Below are 16,730 nucleotides of genomic sequence, written 5' to 3'. Positions count from 1 at the left end.
TAGTTTGTTTCGCAGTTCTAGGCCTTCGAGCGGTCGGCGAGAAGATCCTGATCGAGGCTTGTGCAACAAGGTGATTGGTTCGGATGGATCAAAGCTTGAGAGGTTGCATCTGCATCAGCAGGTGAACTAAGTCTCGAATGGATTCGTCTTTGGCGGGTTTGGCGTGGTTACTCATCAGCTGCCGTCCAAGCACTTGAGCGCCGAGGTGGCTGAGTTGACTGCGCAGGCTCATCGACATGCCCATGCCGCCCCCGCCGGAAAAGCTTGCCATTGCGATTGGCCTGCCGTTGAACAAACTGCGGAAGTCATCTCCTTGTACGGAGAGCCAGGCGACGGCACTTGTGAATGCAGGTGGAATCGAGCCGTTGTATTCAGGCGCGCAGATCACCCAGTGCGAGGCCGCCATCAGCTGTTGATGGAGTGGGGTGACACCGTTTGGCATTCCAGCTTCCTTTGCCACAGGCGTGAACAGTGGCAGGCCCAAGCTTGTGAGATCGAGAATCTTGGCTCTGTGTCCCTGGTGTTCAGCTTGAGCGGCGATGCGACGAGCTAGCTTTAGGTTCTCGCCATTGCTAGCGGCGATGACAAGCAGATCGGGGGGGGGTGATAAAGCCATAAACCTGGTCTAACTCAAGAGATGCTTTGCTCACGCAACAAATTTGTACACGGTTTTGCAGCACCTCAGCCAATCTCAGGCCGCTTCTTTGAGTTCGGCTTCTCGGTAAGGCACGAAGTTGGCTTTTCGGGTGCCGCAGATGGGGCAGACCCAATCTTCTGGGATTGCTTCAAATGCGGTTCCTGCTGAGATGCCTGACTCGGGATCGCCGATGGCCGGGTCATAGATCATCGAGCACACTTTGCAGATCCATTTACCAGTTACGGGTTGATCCGCTTCGCTTACGACGCCCTTGCCTTCCAGTGCTTTGAGGGCAACGCCGTAACGCTCAGCATGATGTTGCTCGATTGGCACTAAAAAGCCGAAGTTGCTGGCTGCACGACGAAAAAGGTTCGCGTGTTGCTGAGACTCTTCGATCTGTTCGTTGAATTCTGCTTCTGCAGTGCTGTCTCTGTCCTGGCGGGCCTGAGTAGCGAACTCTGGGTACATGGTGGTGTATTCATAGGTTTCACCTTCAATGGCCAGCTCGAGGCAGCGGGTGAGCATCTTCTGCTTGTCAGCAGCGTTGAGTGCGGCAGGATCTTCGATTAATAGCTCAGGATGGAGCAAGCGGAAGTGAGCGAAGGCGTGTTCGGTTTCCTGCGCCGCAGTGTCGCGGAAAAGCTTTGCTAATTCATTGTTGCCAAGTGTCTGGGCAACGTCGGCAAAGAAGAGGTATTTACGGTTGGCCATGCTCTCGCCGCCAAAGGCCGCTTCAAGATTGGCGTTGGTGGTGAGATTCATGAATGGAGGGATGCGCAACAATTGGCAGCCTAACTCATAATCAGTATGAGTTAGGAGGAGTGTATGGGGCCTGTCTGCGCGAGTTTCTCGCAAGGCTGCTTCTTCAGTAGTTCGCCCCGCTGCGGCGCTGATGCACAGCCGTCGTGCCTTCTCGCTCAAGTAGGGCACCATGGCTGATCTCGGCATATAGCAGCCAGTGGTCTCCACATTCCATGCGTTGCTGTACGCATCCTTCAAGCCATGCCAGAGCATTTTTAAGCAGCGGTTGACCTGCGGGACTGGCGTCAAGGTCTAGCCCTGCGAACCGGTCTGAACCAGCTGGGAATGGTTGCAGGAAATGTTTCATCAGTTCGTGTTGCCTTCCTGCTGCCAACACATTGAGAGCGAAGTGGTCGCCCCGATGCAGCAACGCTTCAACGGCTCGGTCTTTGGCGACGGCCACGCTCAGCCCTGGCGGTGAAAAGCTGGCTTGGCTAACCCAGCTTGCGACCATTGCGCCGCTAAGCGCTGTATTCCCTTCCCCTTTACGAGCCGTCAAGATGCATAGTGAGCCCACTACCCGACCAAGGGCAAGCACGGCTGGATCGCTACGGCTTGCACTCATGCCACTGCTTGCTCGTGGTTGCTGACGCCGCTGTTTTTTGAGCAGGTTTCGCCCAAACAGTGTTCCTGTCTCTTCCAGGGTTTTCACCATGGCAGCATCGGGACTGAACTTCACTTTGATTGGCTCGAATCCAAAGGAGAAACCACCATCACGTAGCTTCTTTTCGAGAAGTTCCAATGCCTCTCCACTCCAGCCATAGCTGCCGAATATGCCTACCTTTTTGTTGCGGTCACCTTCGGCCAGCAAGGTTCCTAGGGCCGATACGATTGGTGTTGGTGCATGCCCTCCAAGGGTTGGCGATCCAATCAAGTAGGCATCGGCTTGTTGGATTGCATTCACCAATTCATTCGCAGGTGTGAATTCGCAGTTGAGGCTTTCTACTTGAATACCAGTACTGGAGACTCCTTTTGCGAGTGCGTCAGCAATCGCCGCTGTGTTGCCGTAGGCGCTGGCGAAAAGAAGAACGACCTTTAAAGGGGCTTGTTGTTGGCTTTCACCCCAGCGGCGGTAGTCATTCAAGAGGCTCCGCCAGCTCGTTTCTATGGCTGGCCCATGGCATGGGGCGATCGTGCGGATGTCTAGCTCTTCAAGCCGCTCTACTAAGGTATCTACCTGGCTGGCCATGGGAGCCATCAGGCAGTCGTAGAAATGCCTACGCTCCTCTTCGGTGCTGATGCGATTGGCTTCTGCCCATTCGCTTGTGCAGAGGTGGGCGGCGAATAGTTTGTCGCTCATCAACAAGCCAAGGCTTTCTTCGAAGGCCAGTAGGCCGCCTGGCCAGCGAGCTGTTGGCGCTGGTAGCAGCCACAATGCGTGTTCGTTGCTGAGGGAGAGCTTCTGTTCTTGTCGAACAATCTCAATGGATGGAAGAGACGGAAGGGATGACTCTTCTTGTTCATTGTTGTTGGGTGTTGCTGGTTTGCGTTGCTCCCAAAGCTCTCTGAGCAATTTGGCGCCGGGATTGGAACTGATTAATTTCAGCTTGGGGTAGGTGCTGGCTAGCTTTTTGAGTAGCGCAACTCGGTTGGGGTTGATGTGACCAACGACCACCTTCAACGTCGTGGTATCTGAAGGTAGAGCCTTGGCGAGTGCCGGCATGAAAACCTCCGCATAGGCGTCGCCAGGGGGGTGTACCAGGACAGCCGCTTGAGGTTGCCCATATGAGTCGTCCCCGGCAGAGAAAAGAAAGCTATTGGCGGTACTGCCTCGCTCCAGGGCATATTCCAGCTCAAAGCGCAGACGTTGTGGACTAAGGCCGCGCAAGCTGATCAGGCCCTTTTCGATTGGGAGTGTGATCACCGTTCGCTGCGCTGCTGCAGCAGGCTCGTGGATGGAGGACATCGACATCAGTAGTGGTTCCCTACTTTGCGGTGATGTACTGCTGTTTTAGCTTCAGCATCCGCCACATTGCCTTGTTCCACCAGGGCGTAGATGATCCAGTGATCGGGGGTTTCTAGTCGCTGTTTGACGAGGCAATCCAAGAAGGCCAGCGCATCCACGAGGACGGGGCCTCCTTTAGCAACATTGTTGAGTACATTCACTCCTTCGAAACGATCGGCTCCGGGGGGGAAGCGTTTGAGGAATTGCCTTAGTAAGGGTTGATAGTTGTCTTCTCTTAATACGTTGATCACGAAACGATCCCCTACTTGCATCAGGGTTTCTATGGCTCTGTCTTTGGCTACTGCGACGGTTAGCCCTGGCGGTGTGAAACTTGCTTGACTTACCCAGCTTGCGATCATGGCGCCACGTCGTTGGCTGGACTCTTCATCTTGGCTGGCGGTGACGACATAAAGGCCGCCACTAAGGGTACCCATGGCCTTGTCAAGTTCAGTATCTAGGCTTTTCATTGCCGCAATATTTTGCTTTTGGTTGAGCAGTTGTCCAAGGTCGGTACCAGCTTCTTCGAAGCGTTGGTAGACATTCCCGTCAGGAGCTTGCCGCACCCTTAAAGGTTCGAAAGCTTCTTTTTGCCCAAGGCTACGCAGCTGCGCTGCTACTGCATCAATTGGCTCATCATTGCCGCCATAGGCATCGTAAACGGCAACCCATTGCTTTTGATTCAAAGCTGCCAATAGGGTGCCAATTGAACTCTGCAGTTCTGCATCTGGTTGGGATGGCCAGGTTGGTACTACTACAGCCTTTGCTTCACCAATTAATGCGCTCAGTTCTTGCGCATCAGTGGCGCGAAGATCGACTAGTTGTACCTCGCCTTTGGCTTTGCCGATGCCGTGGGCAATGGCTTGGCTGAGCCGGTCGCAAAAGCCGTAATAACTGAGATAACAGATGGCTGCATAGCTTTCTCCTTGGTTTCGTTGGCTGCTCCAGTCGCGATAGTCTTCGACCCAAAGCTTGAGATGGTGGCGGAGTAGCGGGCCGTGACCAACGGCAATTGTGGTGATCTCTGGCAGCTGATCCATGCGCTTCAAAGCCTGGACAACACTGCGCGCATTGGGCCCCATCAAGCAGTCGTAATAGAAGCGGAAGTCTGGGGCCAGTGCGGAGGGGTCCTGGTCGAAGAGTTCTTCTGAGCAATAGTGCAGACCAAATGCATCACAGGTGTAAAGAATCCCTGTGGCGTGGTCGAAAGAGAAGATTGTGTCTGGCCAGTGCAGGTTGGGCGCACTCAGAAATTCGAAGCGGTGAGCGATACCGCTTGTTGAGTTAGTGCCTAGATCCAGTTCTTCGCCGCTTTTGACTTCTCGCGAGCGGAAGGGGCGATGCACCTGATCTTCTAGGAACTTGATGGCGACCTTCGAAGCAACGATTTCGATCTCGGGATTGAGATCGATGATCTGGCCCACTAGCCCGGAATGGTCGGGTTCGGTGTGGCTGATGATGAGATAGTCGATCGCTTTTGGATCGATTTGCTGCTTAAGCATCGGTAGCCAGGTGTCCTCAAACTTGAGGTGGTTGGTATCGATCAGTGCTGTCTTGGCACCTCTCACCAGGAAGCTGTTGTAGGTGGTGCCGTTACGGAGGCCGAACTCGATATCAAAGCGGCTGCGGTCCCAATCGAGGGCACGGATCGTGGTGGTGTCGCTAGCGATAGCTGCGCATTGCAGTGACAACCTTGGAGCAGTGCTGGCCGTTGTCACCGTGGTGTCTTTGCTCGCAACGTTCATGGACCCTTTACACCAATGCCAAAACTCTACGGAGGGTGTTCGGAGAACTGTGCTTTCTTTCAGGAGGCGGCAAGGTTGGGCAGCCAATCCACTAGGGGTGGGGCTGCAATGATCAGCACCAAGACAGCGATTTGCAGGCCCACGAAGGGCAGTGCACCCTTATAGATTTCTTGTGTGGTAATGGTTTTAGGGGCTACTCCGCGTAGATAAAAGAGTGCGAAGCCGAAAGGTGGAGTGAGGAAGGAGGTTTGCAAATTGGCGCCGATGACCACACCTAGCCAGATCAAGGCCTCGGGTCCAAGGATTTGGCGAGCTGCGGGCAGTAAGAGCGGAACGGCAATAAAGGCGATTTCAAAGAAGTCGATGAAAAAGCCGAGGCCGAAGATCGTGAGCATGCTCACGGCCATAAAACCAACCTTGCCGCCGGGCAGGTTCAGCAAAAGATCGGCAATGAGTTGATCGCCGCCTACTCCGCGAAAGACAAGGCTAAAAGCTGTTGAGCCCAGTAAAATCGCCATCACCATGGCGGTGGTTCGTAGGGTTTCATCGCATACTTTTGAGAGGCTGCTACGGCTGAACCCTCCATTGAGCGCTGCTAGGACCATGGCGCCAGTGGCACCAAGAACGCCAGCTTCGGTGGGTGTTGCGATTCCAAAGAAGATGCTGCCTAGCACTAAGAGGATCAGGCCTAGGGGCGGGATGATCACACGCAGCAGTTGGCCAGGTTGCATGGGGATCAGGTCTGCTGGATTCAGTTGGGGGGCGAGATGAGGTTTGAGGTGGCTGATCACGAGCACATAAGTGGCAAATGCACCAGCCATGAGCACCCCTGGAATCAGTGAGCCAAGGAACAGATCTCCTACTGAGACACCCAACTGGTCGCCGAGAACCACCAAGACAATGCTGGGTGGGATGATCTGGCCAAGGGTTCCTGAGGCAGCAATGACCCCCGTGGCAAGTGAGCGGTCGTAGCCCGCTCTCAGCATGGCCGGTAGAGAGATCAGCCCCATAGTGGTGACTGTCGCTGCTACGACTCCGGTGGTGGCAGCGAGCAGTGAGCCGACTAGCACGACCGCCAGGGCTAGGCCACCGCGCAGTTTGCCGAGTAGACGTCCCATGCTCTCGAGCAGTCGCTCTGCAATACCTGATGTCTCGAGCATGGCGCCCATGAACACAAACGCCGGAATGGCCAACAAGGTGAAGTTGGCCATGATCCCCAGGATTCGCTGCGGCAGAGCGGTAACGAACAGTGGATCGATCACACCAAGAGCCATGCCCAGCAACGCGAAGATCACGGCAATGCCACCGAGGCAGAAGGCAACTGGATAGCCGCTCAATAGGGCGAAGACCAGGGCTATAAACATCCCAGGCCCAAGTGTGGTGGCGGGATCGAAACTGATCACATGGTCGAGTAGTTCAATCTCAATCAAGGCGATCTCCGCCCTGTTCCGCTTCAGGGTTGAATGGCATCAATGTTTGGGCTTTTAGCTTTGCCCAGGCTCGAATGGCTTCGGCGACGCCTTGTAGGGCCAAGAGTAGGAAGCCCAAGGGGATGAGGGATTTAACCCAGTAGCGCGGCAGGCCGTTGGGGTCGGGTGAGGCTTCGCCGATTCTCCAAGACTGCAGGGCGGGTTCGAGCGAGATCAGCATTACTCCCAGGGCAAATGGCAACAGGAAGACCAGGGTGCCAAGCAGCTCCATACGTGTTTGGTGCTTTTCTCCCCAGCGGCTTTGAAGTACATCAACCCGCACATGCCCATGGCGTTGGAGGGTCCAGCCCAGTCCCAGTAGGAACACCAGATCAAAGAGGTACCACTGCCCTTCGATGAGACCGTTGGAGCTGAGATTGTGGCCGATGGACACACCCAGATAGCGCCCCACAACGTTCCAGAGCCCTAATCCCAACATCATCAACACCGACCAGCGTGCAATGACTGCAAAGGCCTTGTTTAAGGCGTCAAGGCGTTCTGCTAGGTCTAGCCAGCGTCTCATCAAGTTCCTTGCAGCTGGTCGTAACTGAAGCGAGCGAATGAGAACTCATTGACGTTGTTCCAGGCGTAAACCTGCTTACGGAAGCCTTGCCATTGCTGAAGCAGGCTGCGGAAGCTGGCATCTTTTGCGGCGGTATCGCTATAGAGCTGGAAGGCTGCTTCCTGGGCAGCTTTAAGGATGCTTTGGTCATAGGGAACCAGCTCGGTGTTGCCCTTTAAAAGCCTTTGCAGAGCAGCCCCGTTGAGGTTGTCGTATCGGCTGAGCATGGTGAGGTTGGCTTCGTAACAGGCGGTGTTGAACATCGCTTGATATTCGCTCGGCAGCTTGCTCCAGGCTTGTTGGTTGACCAGAGCGGCAAGGGTGGGGCCGGGTTCCCACCAACCTGGGTAGTAGTAGAAGCGTGCGGCTTTGGCTAGGCCAAGCTTTTCGTCATCGTATGGGCCGGTCCATTCAGCGGCGTCGATCGCGCCACGCTCTAGAGCCAGGTAGATCTCTCCACCAGGCAAAACCTGGACGTTCACACCCAGCTGGGCAAGCACCTTGCCGCCCAGGCCAGGGATACGCATTTTGAGTCCCTGTAGAGAACTCAGACCCTCGAGTTTGCGCTTGAACCATCCGCCCATTTGTGCACCGGTGTTGCCAGCGGGGAAGCTGATCACTCCGAAATCGGCATAGAGGTTGTTGATGGCGTCGTTACCGCCTGCTTCGTAGAGCCAAGCGTTCTGTTGTTGTGCGGTAAGGCCAAACGGTACGGAAGTGCCGAAGGCAAAGCCGGGATTTTTGCCAATGTAGTAGTAACTGGCGGTATGACCGCACTCGACGGAGCCCGCCTGAACCGCATCAAGGACTTCTAGGCCTGGTACGAGCTCGCCGGCCGCATAGGGCTTGATTTGGAAGTTGCCTCCGCTTAGTTCATTCACCCTTCTGCTGATTGTTTCGGCCCCGCCGTAAATCGTGTCTAGTGAGGGGGGCCAGCTGGTGGCCATTCGCCAGCGGATCTTGGGCTGGCTGCTGTTACTGCCGCTTTCTTCCTCTCTACGGATTGTGCAGGCACTGAGAATGCCTGCGCCGACGGCTGCTGAGACAGCCGTAGCACCAGACCCGAGTAGTTTTCGACGTTGCATACAGTTCTCTGGGTCGCTGCGATTTTACGGCGCCTCTACAAGTTCAGAGCAACGATGTCAGTTGAAGAATGAAGCTTGGAGTTGCTTTTCGGGCTAGGGCTGTTCTCAAAGAGTACGCCTCCACAACATTGAGCCATGCTTAAAGGGTCTTGTTGGTATCTCACGTCGTTCTTCAGCTGAACCGTGTTGGCGATGTGATGCTTGGTTTTTGGCGACGCTGATCTCGAGAATCGCACTGCGCTAGGCCACTTTTGTCTGTTCGCGCTCTCGCCCTTAGGGCCAGTGGCAGTGATGATGCAAGACCACATAGCAGAATGTTTTGAGCCGTTCATGGTTCAAAACTTTGACAGCAGGATCAGAGACTCTTTGTTGTTATTGGTCAGCGAAGTGTTTTTATCTTTGTTGCGCCCTTAAGCATTGAATATCAGGGTCAGCTTGGTAGTTTTTTAAACTTATGGCGGCTTGGCCTAAATCCGACCGGTTAACTGAAATTGTGTAACTTTCATTTCTGTTTGCACAATATCAGTTGTGGTAATGGGCTGGGATGTGTCGAGTGGTTGTTTCAGGCGTTTGAATAACGCAAAGGAAGATTGGCTTTTGATCAGAATTCTTGGATTCTCAAAATAGAAAATATTCAAGGCTTAAGTGATTAAGCCAAAGTTGACATGCGTATTTTGCCTAAATTTCATGTATCAAAATTCATGTATCAAAAAAATGGACTATGCCTATCGGCTGATGATCTCCTTAATTTTTTGCATGAACTTGGTTGCAAGGTAGCGTCAATTTTTGATTGTTAATGGGCTGGTGTGCACTCATAACCAATACCAGCTGCCGATTGCAGCAGCTTGGCCGATGCGTAGACCTTCTTGATTCCATAGGGTCCATATGCGTGCGTTCTTGATTAGAAACCTTCGCCCTTCATGGTTAATACGGATCCCTTGATAGTCCTTGATTGCATCCTGTTGGAGCGCTTTGTCTAAGGCATTGGCGCGTGCATCTTGTTCGCTGGTTGGTGCTGTCAAGCGGGAAGGCATGCCGACCATCTCTGCCCAGCGCCGTCCCCACAGCTGAAGTGCTGCAGCATTGGCATAGTTGAGATTTGGATCGTGCCCGTCACTATGGGCCAGTACGGGCTGTCTTGATGCAAACAGTTCCTGGCTGGCAAGACGTTGTGAAGGCTGCCGCCGCTCACATGCCAGAAGTGGGTAATTGAAAGCTTGTTGGTGAGAGATTAAAAGCAGGTTGACTAGCTCCTGCTTCTCAGAAGATAGCCAGGGGGCTTCAGCCACCGGTCGCCATTGCCTGAAGCATGGCTTGCTGGGATAGGGCTTGTCCCTGCTCCCTGAGATGATTCAGAAAAGTCTGACGGGCTTTTGGGAAGCGGGGTTCTTCGGCCAGGGGTAGATCTCCTGCTGCATCGAGCCCTGTGTCGCCTTCCAGGGCTGGAGTAATCACCACCAGATCGGCATCGAGGCTGGAGTCGTAGCGCCACCATAAGCTCGGGTCCACAACGGCGGGATGGGGTGGTACAGGCAGGTCGTCGCTGCTGGATGGCTCAGCAGGAACCTCATTCTTTGCGGCAGCTGTTTCTGCCAGTTTTGCGAGTGCATCGCGCCGTTGTTCGGCTAGATCCGCAAGCAATTTGTTGCGGGTGCGACCGCGTAGCTGAAACAGTACAAAGGGATCTTCGCTGAAGCGATCCCCCATCAGGAAATAGATGGCGCTGATGTGTTTGCAGGGATTGGCTTTATCTGGGCAGCTGCATTCACTGCGGACTTCCTGCAGCTTGAAGGGAAAAAGACGTCGACCACTGGCTGCAAATGCCCGCTCGATGTCTGCCGGCATGATCCCTGCTAGCAACTGGGCAGACCAGCGCGCTTTCTGGGTAAGGGCTTCAAGTACATACCCCCAGTCTTCGTCGTTGAGGACATCAAGCCAGAGTTTCACCTTGTAGGGGTCTTCACCGGTGCCCTGGACGCGGGCGTGTACTCGGCGACCCTCGAAGCGTATTGAGGTGACATTGCCTTCTCTGGCGTAGGTCCAGGCACGCTCAAGTCGCTTTTTGAAGCGGTAGGAATTAATCAATTCCATCCATTGCTCCACCCACCAAGGCTGTTGCCCTAGCCCCTCTTCCCCTAGGGCGGTTGTGATGCTGGTGTTGTTGGTGCTGCTTGTCATGACGTCATCTTTGAATCAGCTGTCTTCTAGGGCCACTAGTTCGCGCAATTGACTGACGCCTAAGCCACCTAACCAGTCTTCTCCAGAGCCAATGATGTCTTCGGCAAGTCGAGATTTTTCACGAATCATGCGATCAATTTTCTCTTCAACTGAGCCGCTGGTGATGAATTTGTGCACCATCACCCGACTGGTTTGCCCGATCCTGTAAGCGCGATCAGTGGCCTGGTTTTCTACGGCAGGATTCCACCAGCGATCAACATGAAACACATGGCTAGCCCGCGTCAGGTTGAGGCCTACACCACCGGCTTTGAGTGACAGCAGGAACAGTTGGGGTCCACGTGGATCCTCCTGGAAGCGATCAACCATGGCCTGACGTTCAGTTTTGCTTGTGCTGCCGTGCAGGAAGGGAACTTCAAAGCGCCAGCGTTGTTGCAGGTAGGCCTTAAGGAGATGACCCCATTCTGCGAATTGGGTGAATAACAGAGCGCGATCTCCTGCCTCGATTACTTCTTCGAGAATTTCTTCCAAACGCAGCAGCTTGGCGGAGCGGTCCATGAACCCTTTTGCAACGGTTTGTTCTTTGAGGGCTAGGGCGGGATGGTTGCAGATTTGCTTCAGTCTGGTAAGCAATCCGAGCACCTTGCCATGGCGTTGACCCCTGGGTGCGCGGGCAATGGCCTCCAGTGTTTCATCCACTGTGTTGCGATAGAGGGCTGCCTGTTCTTTGCTCAGCCCCACCCATTCGCTCAGCTCTACTTTTTCGGGTAGGTCGGAGATGATTGCCTTGTCGGTTTTGAGTCGTCTCAGGATGAAGGGACCAACACGGCCCTTGAGGTCTCGCAGGGAAGACATGTCGCCATAGCGCTCAATCGGCAGCCGGTAGCGCTGGCGGAAGAAGTCTTCTTCACCGAGAACCCTTGGGTTAAGGAAGTCCATTAGTGCCCAAAGTTCACTTACTCGGTTTTCGACGGGTGTGCCGGTAAGAGCAATCCTGAAGCGATTGTTTTTGTCTGGGCGGCCCATATCGCGTGCTGCTTGGCTCTGTTTGGCGTTGGGGTTCTTAATGGCTTGGGCTTCATCGATGACCACGCCTTGCCAGTCGACCGTTTCCAGGAGCTCACTATCTCGCTGCAGGAGCCCATAACTGGTGAGAACGAGGTCTAAGCCTTTGAGTGCTTTCTTTAAGGCGGCGGGGGTAGAGGGCCGACGCGGCCCATAGTGTTCGCGGACGTTTAACTCTGGTGTGAAGGCCAACGCCTCTCTCTTCCAGTTGGTGAGTACGGACGTGGGAGCGATAAGCAATACCGGCCGTTTGAGTTCCTGTTCCGCCTTGAGATGTTGCAGGAATGCCAGTAGCTGGATCGTTTTGCCAAGGCCCATGTCGTCGGCCAGGCATGCCCCTTGATCGAAGCGATGCAGGAAGGCCAGCCAACCCAGACCCCTTTCCTGATAAGGCCTTAGCTGACCGCAGAAGCCTTCGGGAGCAGGTAGGGGGTCTGGTGCTTTTTGCTGGTGGTACTGCTCCAACACCGCCTGTAGTCGTGGACCGGCCTCAAAGCGGTGAACGGGCAGTCTCATCAGCGTGTCGCCATCTGTTGCGGTAAGGCGCAAGGCATCGTCGAGGCTGATGCCTGGATTGACGCTGCAGAAGTGTTCCGCATGTTTGAGATCGTTGGGGCGTAATTCGATCCAGGCGCCCTTGTGGTTGACAAGCGGGCTGCGCTTGCTTGCTAGTCGCTCCAGTTCGCGAAGCGTCAGGGTGACGCCACCGATCATGAGCTCCCAACTCCAGTCGAGGGTTTCGCCCAGAGTGAAACCTCTAGATCTCTCCGATAGCTCCGCCTTGATCGCTAGGCCTAGGCGACTGGCCAGCCCTCCCGAGAGGCTGGCAGGCAATTCCACGCCAACGCCAACATCACGCAGTTGGGTCGCTGCAGTGCGCACCAATACAAAGGCTTCAGCAGGGGTGAGCTGCATTGCTTCTGGTGTGGCGCTGTCGAGGCCTCGTTCGATCGGTGCAAACACCGTGAGGGCTCGCCCCATGCCTTCCAGTAGCACCTCGCCTGGATGTTCCACACGGATTTCGCCTAGTTGCAACACCTTGGGACCAGCTGCCCAGGCTGCTGCGGCCGGTACTTTGATTGTGGGATCAGCCTCAGCCTGTAAGGAGAAGCGCAGCTCCCAGAGGTCTTCCCCTTCTCCGGGAGTGAAGAGTTCTAAGCAGGCTCTGGCTGGTGCGACGTTGCCAGCCACGCCTTCACGCCAATGGTTGCTTGCTGTAGCTAGACGTTCGGCTTCCTCATCGGGGAGGTTGATCACGCCGCTGTCGGACCCCAGTGCTTCCTGCCAGGCTGTGAGCAATGGGTCTAGGCCTTGCTCACTCGCTTCAAATCCGGTGCGCAGTTGGGCATCCAAGAGTTCTTCCAGCAAGCTGGCTACGCGAAGGCGACCGCTGCGGGGTCGGCATGAAGCCACAGGGTTAGCGGCTCGCATCGCCTCTGGTCTTAGGCGGGTCATTCGGTTGCTACGCCTTCCGGTGGGCTCCCGCCAGGGGAGGGCGCAGGTGGCCACTAAGGGAAGCTGAGCGGCAAGGTCTTCGAGGCGGCGGCGATCATCTTCACGGTTGAGTAGCGGTGTCCAGCGTGCTCGGTGGGGATAGCCCTCTCCCTTGCTGAGTTCCACCTGGGGTAGCCAACGTCCGCGAGCAATCATGCTCAGGGCCCAGCGCTGTAGATGGCTCCACCAGCGCAATTCATCGGCCAGATCAGGATGATTTCCTGAAAGAGGCAGTTTCGAAAGCCAGGCCGTTGCGGCAGCAGGTTCCACTGCCAGGCCTTGCACCTGCCAGGGCCACCATTCTGTTTGTTTGGGAATGGGTTCGCCTGCTTGTAAGGGCAGTCCTGTCCAACTTGTTTTGTTGTCTTTGGCTTCGTCGGATTCAGTGGATACGTTCTTGGTTTTGTTGCGCGGTTTGACTGTTCGGCTAGGCAGGGTCAGACATGCTGTGGCGTCGATGATTTCATCAGGCAGTAGATCGCGCTCAATGAGCCAGGCACGTAGATCGTCTGGGCTGAGGGTGAAGGGGTGGAGTGCGGGAGTTGCTGCTGGTCCTGCTGGGGTAGCGACTCGCCAGGTATCTGCCCACACAAGGAGCGCAGGGCGACCGGAGCTGGTCGGAGTACGGATGGCTGGAAGCCAGGTGGCGTGCAGCAGGCTCATGGCCGCGACGCAAAAAGTATGTGTTGGGTTTCTTGGAGCAGGAGTGCACTGCCGATCAACGGCAACCATCCACGCAGGAGTTCCACAACCAATCATGCCAGGGTGCCGGTCCCCTAGCTATGGCCAGCTGCTTTCGAGGGGGTGCGGCTGTGGATTGCGCAAGCTAAAGCTGCCATAGAGCAAGCCCAAGCCTTAGGAGCGCAAGTCCATTGCCAGTTTGAAGGCCAGGTTTAACAGGGCTGCATGCATGCCTGAAGTTGGCATTGCCCAAGCGAATGCAAATAAATCTGGGCCCTAACCATTGGGTTGGTTGCGGTGGCGGGCAACGTCATAGGGAGGTCCAAAGGCGATCATGGCTGGTGGATCCTTGTTCCACGTCCGAATTCTTCATGGCCGTTGCAAGATCATTGCGTTCTGGTGATTCGCGACCTCGCACTGGGTCAGAGATCCGCACTGCTTTTCTGACATTTTTTGCTGAGCGTGCGCATCAGGTGATTCCTAGTGCTTCGTTGGTTCCTGAAGATCCCACGGTGCTACTAACCATTGCTGGCATGCTGCCGTTTAAGCCCGTTTTCATGGGTCAGGCTGAACGCCCTGCGCCGCGGGCCACCAGTAGCCAGAAATGTATTCGCACGAATGACATCGAGAACGTGGGTCGCACAGCGCGGCATCACACGTTTTTTGAGATGCTTGGCAACTTCTCTTTTGGCGATTACTTCAAGCAACAAGCGATTGAGTGGGCCTGGGAGCTCACGACAGAGGTGTTTGGACTTGATCCGAAGAATTTGGTGGTGAGCGTCTTTCGTGAGGACGATGAGGCTGAGACCATCTGGCGAGATGTGGTGGGGGTGAATCCCAAGCGCATCATGCGTATGGATGAGGCTGATAATTTTTGGGCTTCAGGGCCGACTGGCCCCTGTGGACCTTGTTCGGAGATCTATTACGACTTCAAGCCGGATCTGGGCAACGACGACATTGATCTGGAAGACGACGGTCGTTTTGTTGAGTTCTACAACCTGGTTTTTATGCAATACAACCGAGATGGGGAGGGCAATCTCACCCCACTCGCGAACCGCAATATTGATACCGGCATGGGCTTGGAGCGGATGGCTCAGATTTTGCAGGGCGTCCCTAATAACTATGAAACTGACATTATTTACCCATTGATCGAGACGGCTGCTGGGCTCGCGGGTCTCGATTATCAAAAGCTTGATGAGAAGGGGAAGACCAGCTTCAAGGTGATCGGCGATCACTGCCGCGCGATTACGCATTTGATCTGTGATGGGGTTACTGCTAGCAACCTTGGTCGCGGCTACATCATGCGGCGTTTGCTTCGCAGGGTGGTGCGTCATGGGCGACTGGTCGGGATCGAGAAGCCTTTCTTGCAGGCCATGGGGGAAGCGGCGATTGCCTTAATGGTGGAGGCTTACCCCCAGCTTGAGGAGCGCCGAAAGCTGATTTTGGCGGAACTCAATCGCGAGGAGGCCCGCTTCTTGGAAACGTTGGAGCGTGGTGAGAAGGTGCTGGCTGATGTGTTGGTTGCTAATCCCCAGATGATTTCAGGGGGCCAGGCCTTTGAGTTGTACGACACCTATGGCTTTCCTTTGGAACTCACCCAGGAGATTGCTGAAGAGCATGGTTTGACTGTGGATCTCCAAGGATTTGAGCAAGCGATGGATCAGCAACGTCAGCGGGCCAAGGCCGCTGCAGTGAGCATTGATCTCACGCTGCAAGGGGCTATCGAGCAAATGGCAGCTGAGTTGGAGGCCACTCGCTTCCAGGGTTATGAGGTCTTGGAGCAGCCTTGCTGTGTCTTGGCCCTAGTCGTGAATGGGGAGTCGGCCGAACGAGCCAGCGCTGGTGACAGTGTGCAGATCGTGCTCGATACCACGCCCTTCTACGGTGAAAGTGGCGGCCAGGTGGGTGATCACGGTGTGCTTTCGGGTGAAGGCTCCGGCGGCAATGGTGTGATCGTGACTGTTGACGATGTGAGTCGTCATCGAAACGTATTTGTGCATTTTGGTCGTATTGAGCGCGGCACGTTGGCTCTGGGCGACCTGGTTAACGCTCAGGTTGATCGAGCCTGTCGGCGCCGTGCCCAGGCCAATCACACTGCAACTCACCTCTTGCAGGCGGCGCTCAAGCAGGTCGTTGATTCGGGGATCGGTCAGGCAGGTTCTCTGGTGGACTTCGATCGCTTGCGCTTCGACTTCCACTGTGCGCGAGCTGTTACGGCCAAGGAACTTGAGCAGATTGAGGCTTTGATTAACGGTTGGATCATGGAATCCCATGATCTGATTGTTGAGGAGATGTCGATCCAAGAGGCCAAGGCTGCCGGCGCTGTAGCGATGTTCGGAGAGAAGTACGCCGATGTGGTGCGCGTGGTGGATGTGCCAGGTGTGTCGATGGAACTTTGCGGCGGAACCCATGTGGCCAATACAGCTGAGATTGGCTTGTTCAAGATCGTTGCTGAGAGCAGTGTTGCTGCAGGAATTCGGCGGATTGAGGCGGTGGCTGGTCCGGCGGTGCTGGCGTATCTCAATGAGCGCGATGAGGTGGTGAAGAAACTTTTGGAGCGCTTGAAGGTGCAGCCCAGCGAAATCGTCGAACGGGTGACATCGCTGCAGGAGGAGCTAAAGAGCAGCCAAAAAGCGTTGACTGCAGCACGGGCTGAATTAGCGGTCGCGAAGTCAGCGGCCTTGGCAACCCAGGCAGTAGCTGTTGGTGAGTACCAGTTGTTGGTGGCCCGTCTTGATGGTGTGGAGGGTGCGGGCTTACAAAACGCAGCTCAGGGTTTATTGGATCAATTGGGGGATGGTGCTGCTGTTGTGTTGGGAGGTTTGCCTGATCCGAGCGACGAAGGCAAGGTGATTTTGGTAGCGGCCTTTGGCAAGCAGTTGATCGCTCAGGGTCAGCAAGCGGGTAAGTTCATTGGCTCGATCGCTAAGCGTTGCGGCGGCGGCGGCGGCGGTCGCCCCAATCTGGCTCAGGCGGGCGGACGCGATGGCGCGGCTTTGGATGGAGCATTGGAAGCGGCAAAGGTTGATCTGCAGCAAGCCTTGGGCTGAGTTTTTAATTGCAGGGAGACGTCT

12 protein-coding genes are annotated in these 16,730 nt (G+C 55.3%); 2 read left to right on the top strand and 10 right to left on the bottom strand.

Features of this window, described 5'->3' with window-relative positions:
* Positions 1–88 precede the first annotated feature (88 nt).
* From AKG35_RS11545 to AKG35_RS11495, 10 genes are all read right to left on the bottom strand, one after another.
* Positions 89–616 (bottom strand): NADPH-dependent FMN reductase, encoded by a 528-nt coding sequence (locus AKG35_RS11545; RefSeq protein WP_011131531.1) that lies wholly within the window; start codon positions 614–616, stop codon positions 89–91.
* Positions 617–691: 75 nt separating this feature from the next.
* Positions 692–1,399, bottom strand: a complete 708-nt coding sequence (locus tag AKG35_RS13720) for a rubrerythrin family protein (RefSeq protein ID WP_041385290.1) — start codon at positions 1,397–1,399, stop codon at positions 692–694.
* A 103-nt stretch (positions 1,400–1,502) separates the two neighbouring features.
* Entirely contained in the window at positions 1,503–3,350 is a 1,848-nt protein-coding gene (locus tag AKG35_RS11535) for a diflavin flavoprotein (protein ID WP_011131529.1), read from the bottom strand.
* Positions 3,350–5,125 (bottom strand): diflavin flavoprotein, encoded by a 1,776-nt coding sequence (locus tag AKG35_RS11530; protein WP_011131528.1) that lies wholly within the window; start codon positions 5,123–5,125, stop codon positions 3,350–3,352. The genes AKG35_RS11535 and AKG35_RS11530 overlap by 1 nt, the downstream gene beginning before the upstream one ends.
* A gap of 59 nt (positions 5,126–5,184) precedes the next feature.
* Entirely contained in the window at positions 5,185–6,555 is a 1,371-nt protein-coding gene (locus AKG35_RS11525) for a TRAP transporter large permease (protein WP_011131527.1), read from the bottom strand.
* Complete coding sequence (locus AKG35_RS11520) at positions 6,548–7,117, bottom strand: TRAP transporter small permease subunit (RefSeq protein ID WP_011131526.1); 570 nt, start codon at positions 7,115–7,117, stop codon at positions 6,548–6,550. The genes AKG35_RS11525 and AKG35_RS11520 overlap by 8 nt, the downstream gene beginning before the upstream one ends.
* Entirely contained in the window at positions 7,117–8,241 is a 1,125-nt protein-coding gene (locus AKG35_RS11515; RefSeq protein ID WP_011131525.1) for a TRAP transporter substrate-binding protein, read from the bottom strand. The genes AKG35_RS11520 and AKG35_RS11515 overlap by 1 nt, the downstream gene beginning before the upstream one ends.
* Positions 8,242–9,053: 812 nt before the next feature.
* Positions 9,054–9,530: an MEKHLA domain-containing protein gene (locus AKG35_RS11505; RefSeq protein WP_011131524.1), complete on the bottom strand. Its 477-nt coding sequence runs from the start codon at positions 9,528–9,530 to the stop codon at positions 9,054–9,056.
* Positions 9,523–10,419, bottom strand: coding sequence for an SWIM zinc finger family protein (locus AKG35_RS11500; protein ID WP_041384771.1), 897 nt, complete (start codon positions 10,417–10,419; stop codon positions 9,523–9,525). Before AKG35_RS11500 ends, AKG35_RS11505 begins: the two co-directional genes overlap by 8 nt.
* Before the next feature lie 15 nt (positions 10,420–10,434).
* A complete protein-coding gene (locus AKG35_RS11495) occupies positions 10,435–13,638 on the bottom strand; it encodes a DEAD/DEAH box helicase (protein WP_041384769.1) in 3,204 nt (1,067 codons plus the stop codon).
* A 23-nt stretch (positions 13,639–13,661) separates the two neighbouring features.
* On the opposite strand from AKG35_RS11495, the gene AKG35_RS13265 reads away from it, so the two are divergent.
* Both AKG35_RS13265 and alaS read left to right on the top strand, forming a co-directional pair.
* Complete coding sequence (locus AKG35_RS13265) at positions 13,662–13,805, top strand: hypothetical protein (protein WP_162009620.1); 144 nt, start codon at positions 13,662–13,664, stop codon at positions 13,803–13,805.
* Between the two features lie 222 nt (positions 13,806–14,027).
* Positions 14,028–16,706, top strand: coding sequence for an alanine--tRNA ligase (alaS, locus tag AKG35_RS11490; protein ID WP_011131521.1), 2,679 nt, complete (start codon positions 14,028–14,030; stop codon positions 16,704–16,706).
* The last annotated feature ends 24 nt before the right edge of the window (positions 16,707–16,730 follow it).

The organism is Prochlorococcus marinus str. MIT 9313 (assembly GCF_000011485.1).
GTDB lineage: Bacteria > Cyanobacteriota > Cyanobacteriia > PCC-6307 > Cyanobiaceae > Prochlorococcus > Prochlorococcus marinus_D.
Note: the sequence above shows the minus strand (reverse complement) of the source record. Positions and strands in the feature narration are given on the sequence as shown.

Bases quoted from the DNA above. Each gene is read 5' to 3' on its own strand.
- AKG35_RS11545 (WP_011131531.1), bottom strand. From the start codon at position 616: ATGGCTTTATCACCCCCCCCCGATCTGCTTGTCATCGCCGCTAGCAAT.
- AKG35_RS13720 (WP_041385290.1), bottom strand. From the start codon at position 1,399: ATGAATCTCACCACCAACGCCAATCTTGAAGCGGCCTTTGGCGGCGAG.
- AKG35_RS11535 (WP_011131529.1), bottom strand. From the start codon at position 3,350: ATGTCGATGTCCTCCATCCACGAGCCTGCTGCAGCAGCGCAGCGAACG.
- AKG35_RS11530 (WP_011131528.1), bottom strand. From the start codon at position 5,125: ATGAACGTTGCGAGCAAAGACACCACGGTGACAACGGCCAGCACTGCT.
- AKG35_RS11520 (WP_011131526.1), bottom strand. From the start codon at position 7,117: ATGAGACGCTGGCTAGACCTAGCAGAACGCCTTGACGCCTTAAACAAG.
- AKG35_RS11515 (WP_011131525.1), bottom strand. From the start codon at position 8,241: ATGCAACGTCGAAAACTACTCGGGTCTGGTGCTACGGCTGTCTCAGCA.
- AKG35_RS11500 (WP_041384771.1), bottom strand. From the start codon at position 10,419: ATGACAAGCAGCACCAACAACACCAGCATCACAACCGCCCTAGGGGAA.
- AKG35_RS11495 (WP_041384769.1), bottom strand. From the start codon at position 13,638: ATGAGCCTGCTGCACGCCACCTGGCTTCCAGCCATCCGTACTCCGACC.
- alaS (WP_011131521.1), top strand. From the start codon at position 14,028: ATGGCCGTTGCAAGATCATTGCGTTCTGGTGATTCGCGACCTCGCACT.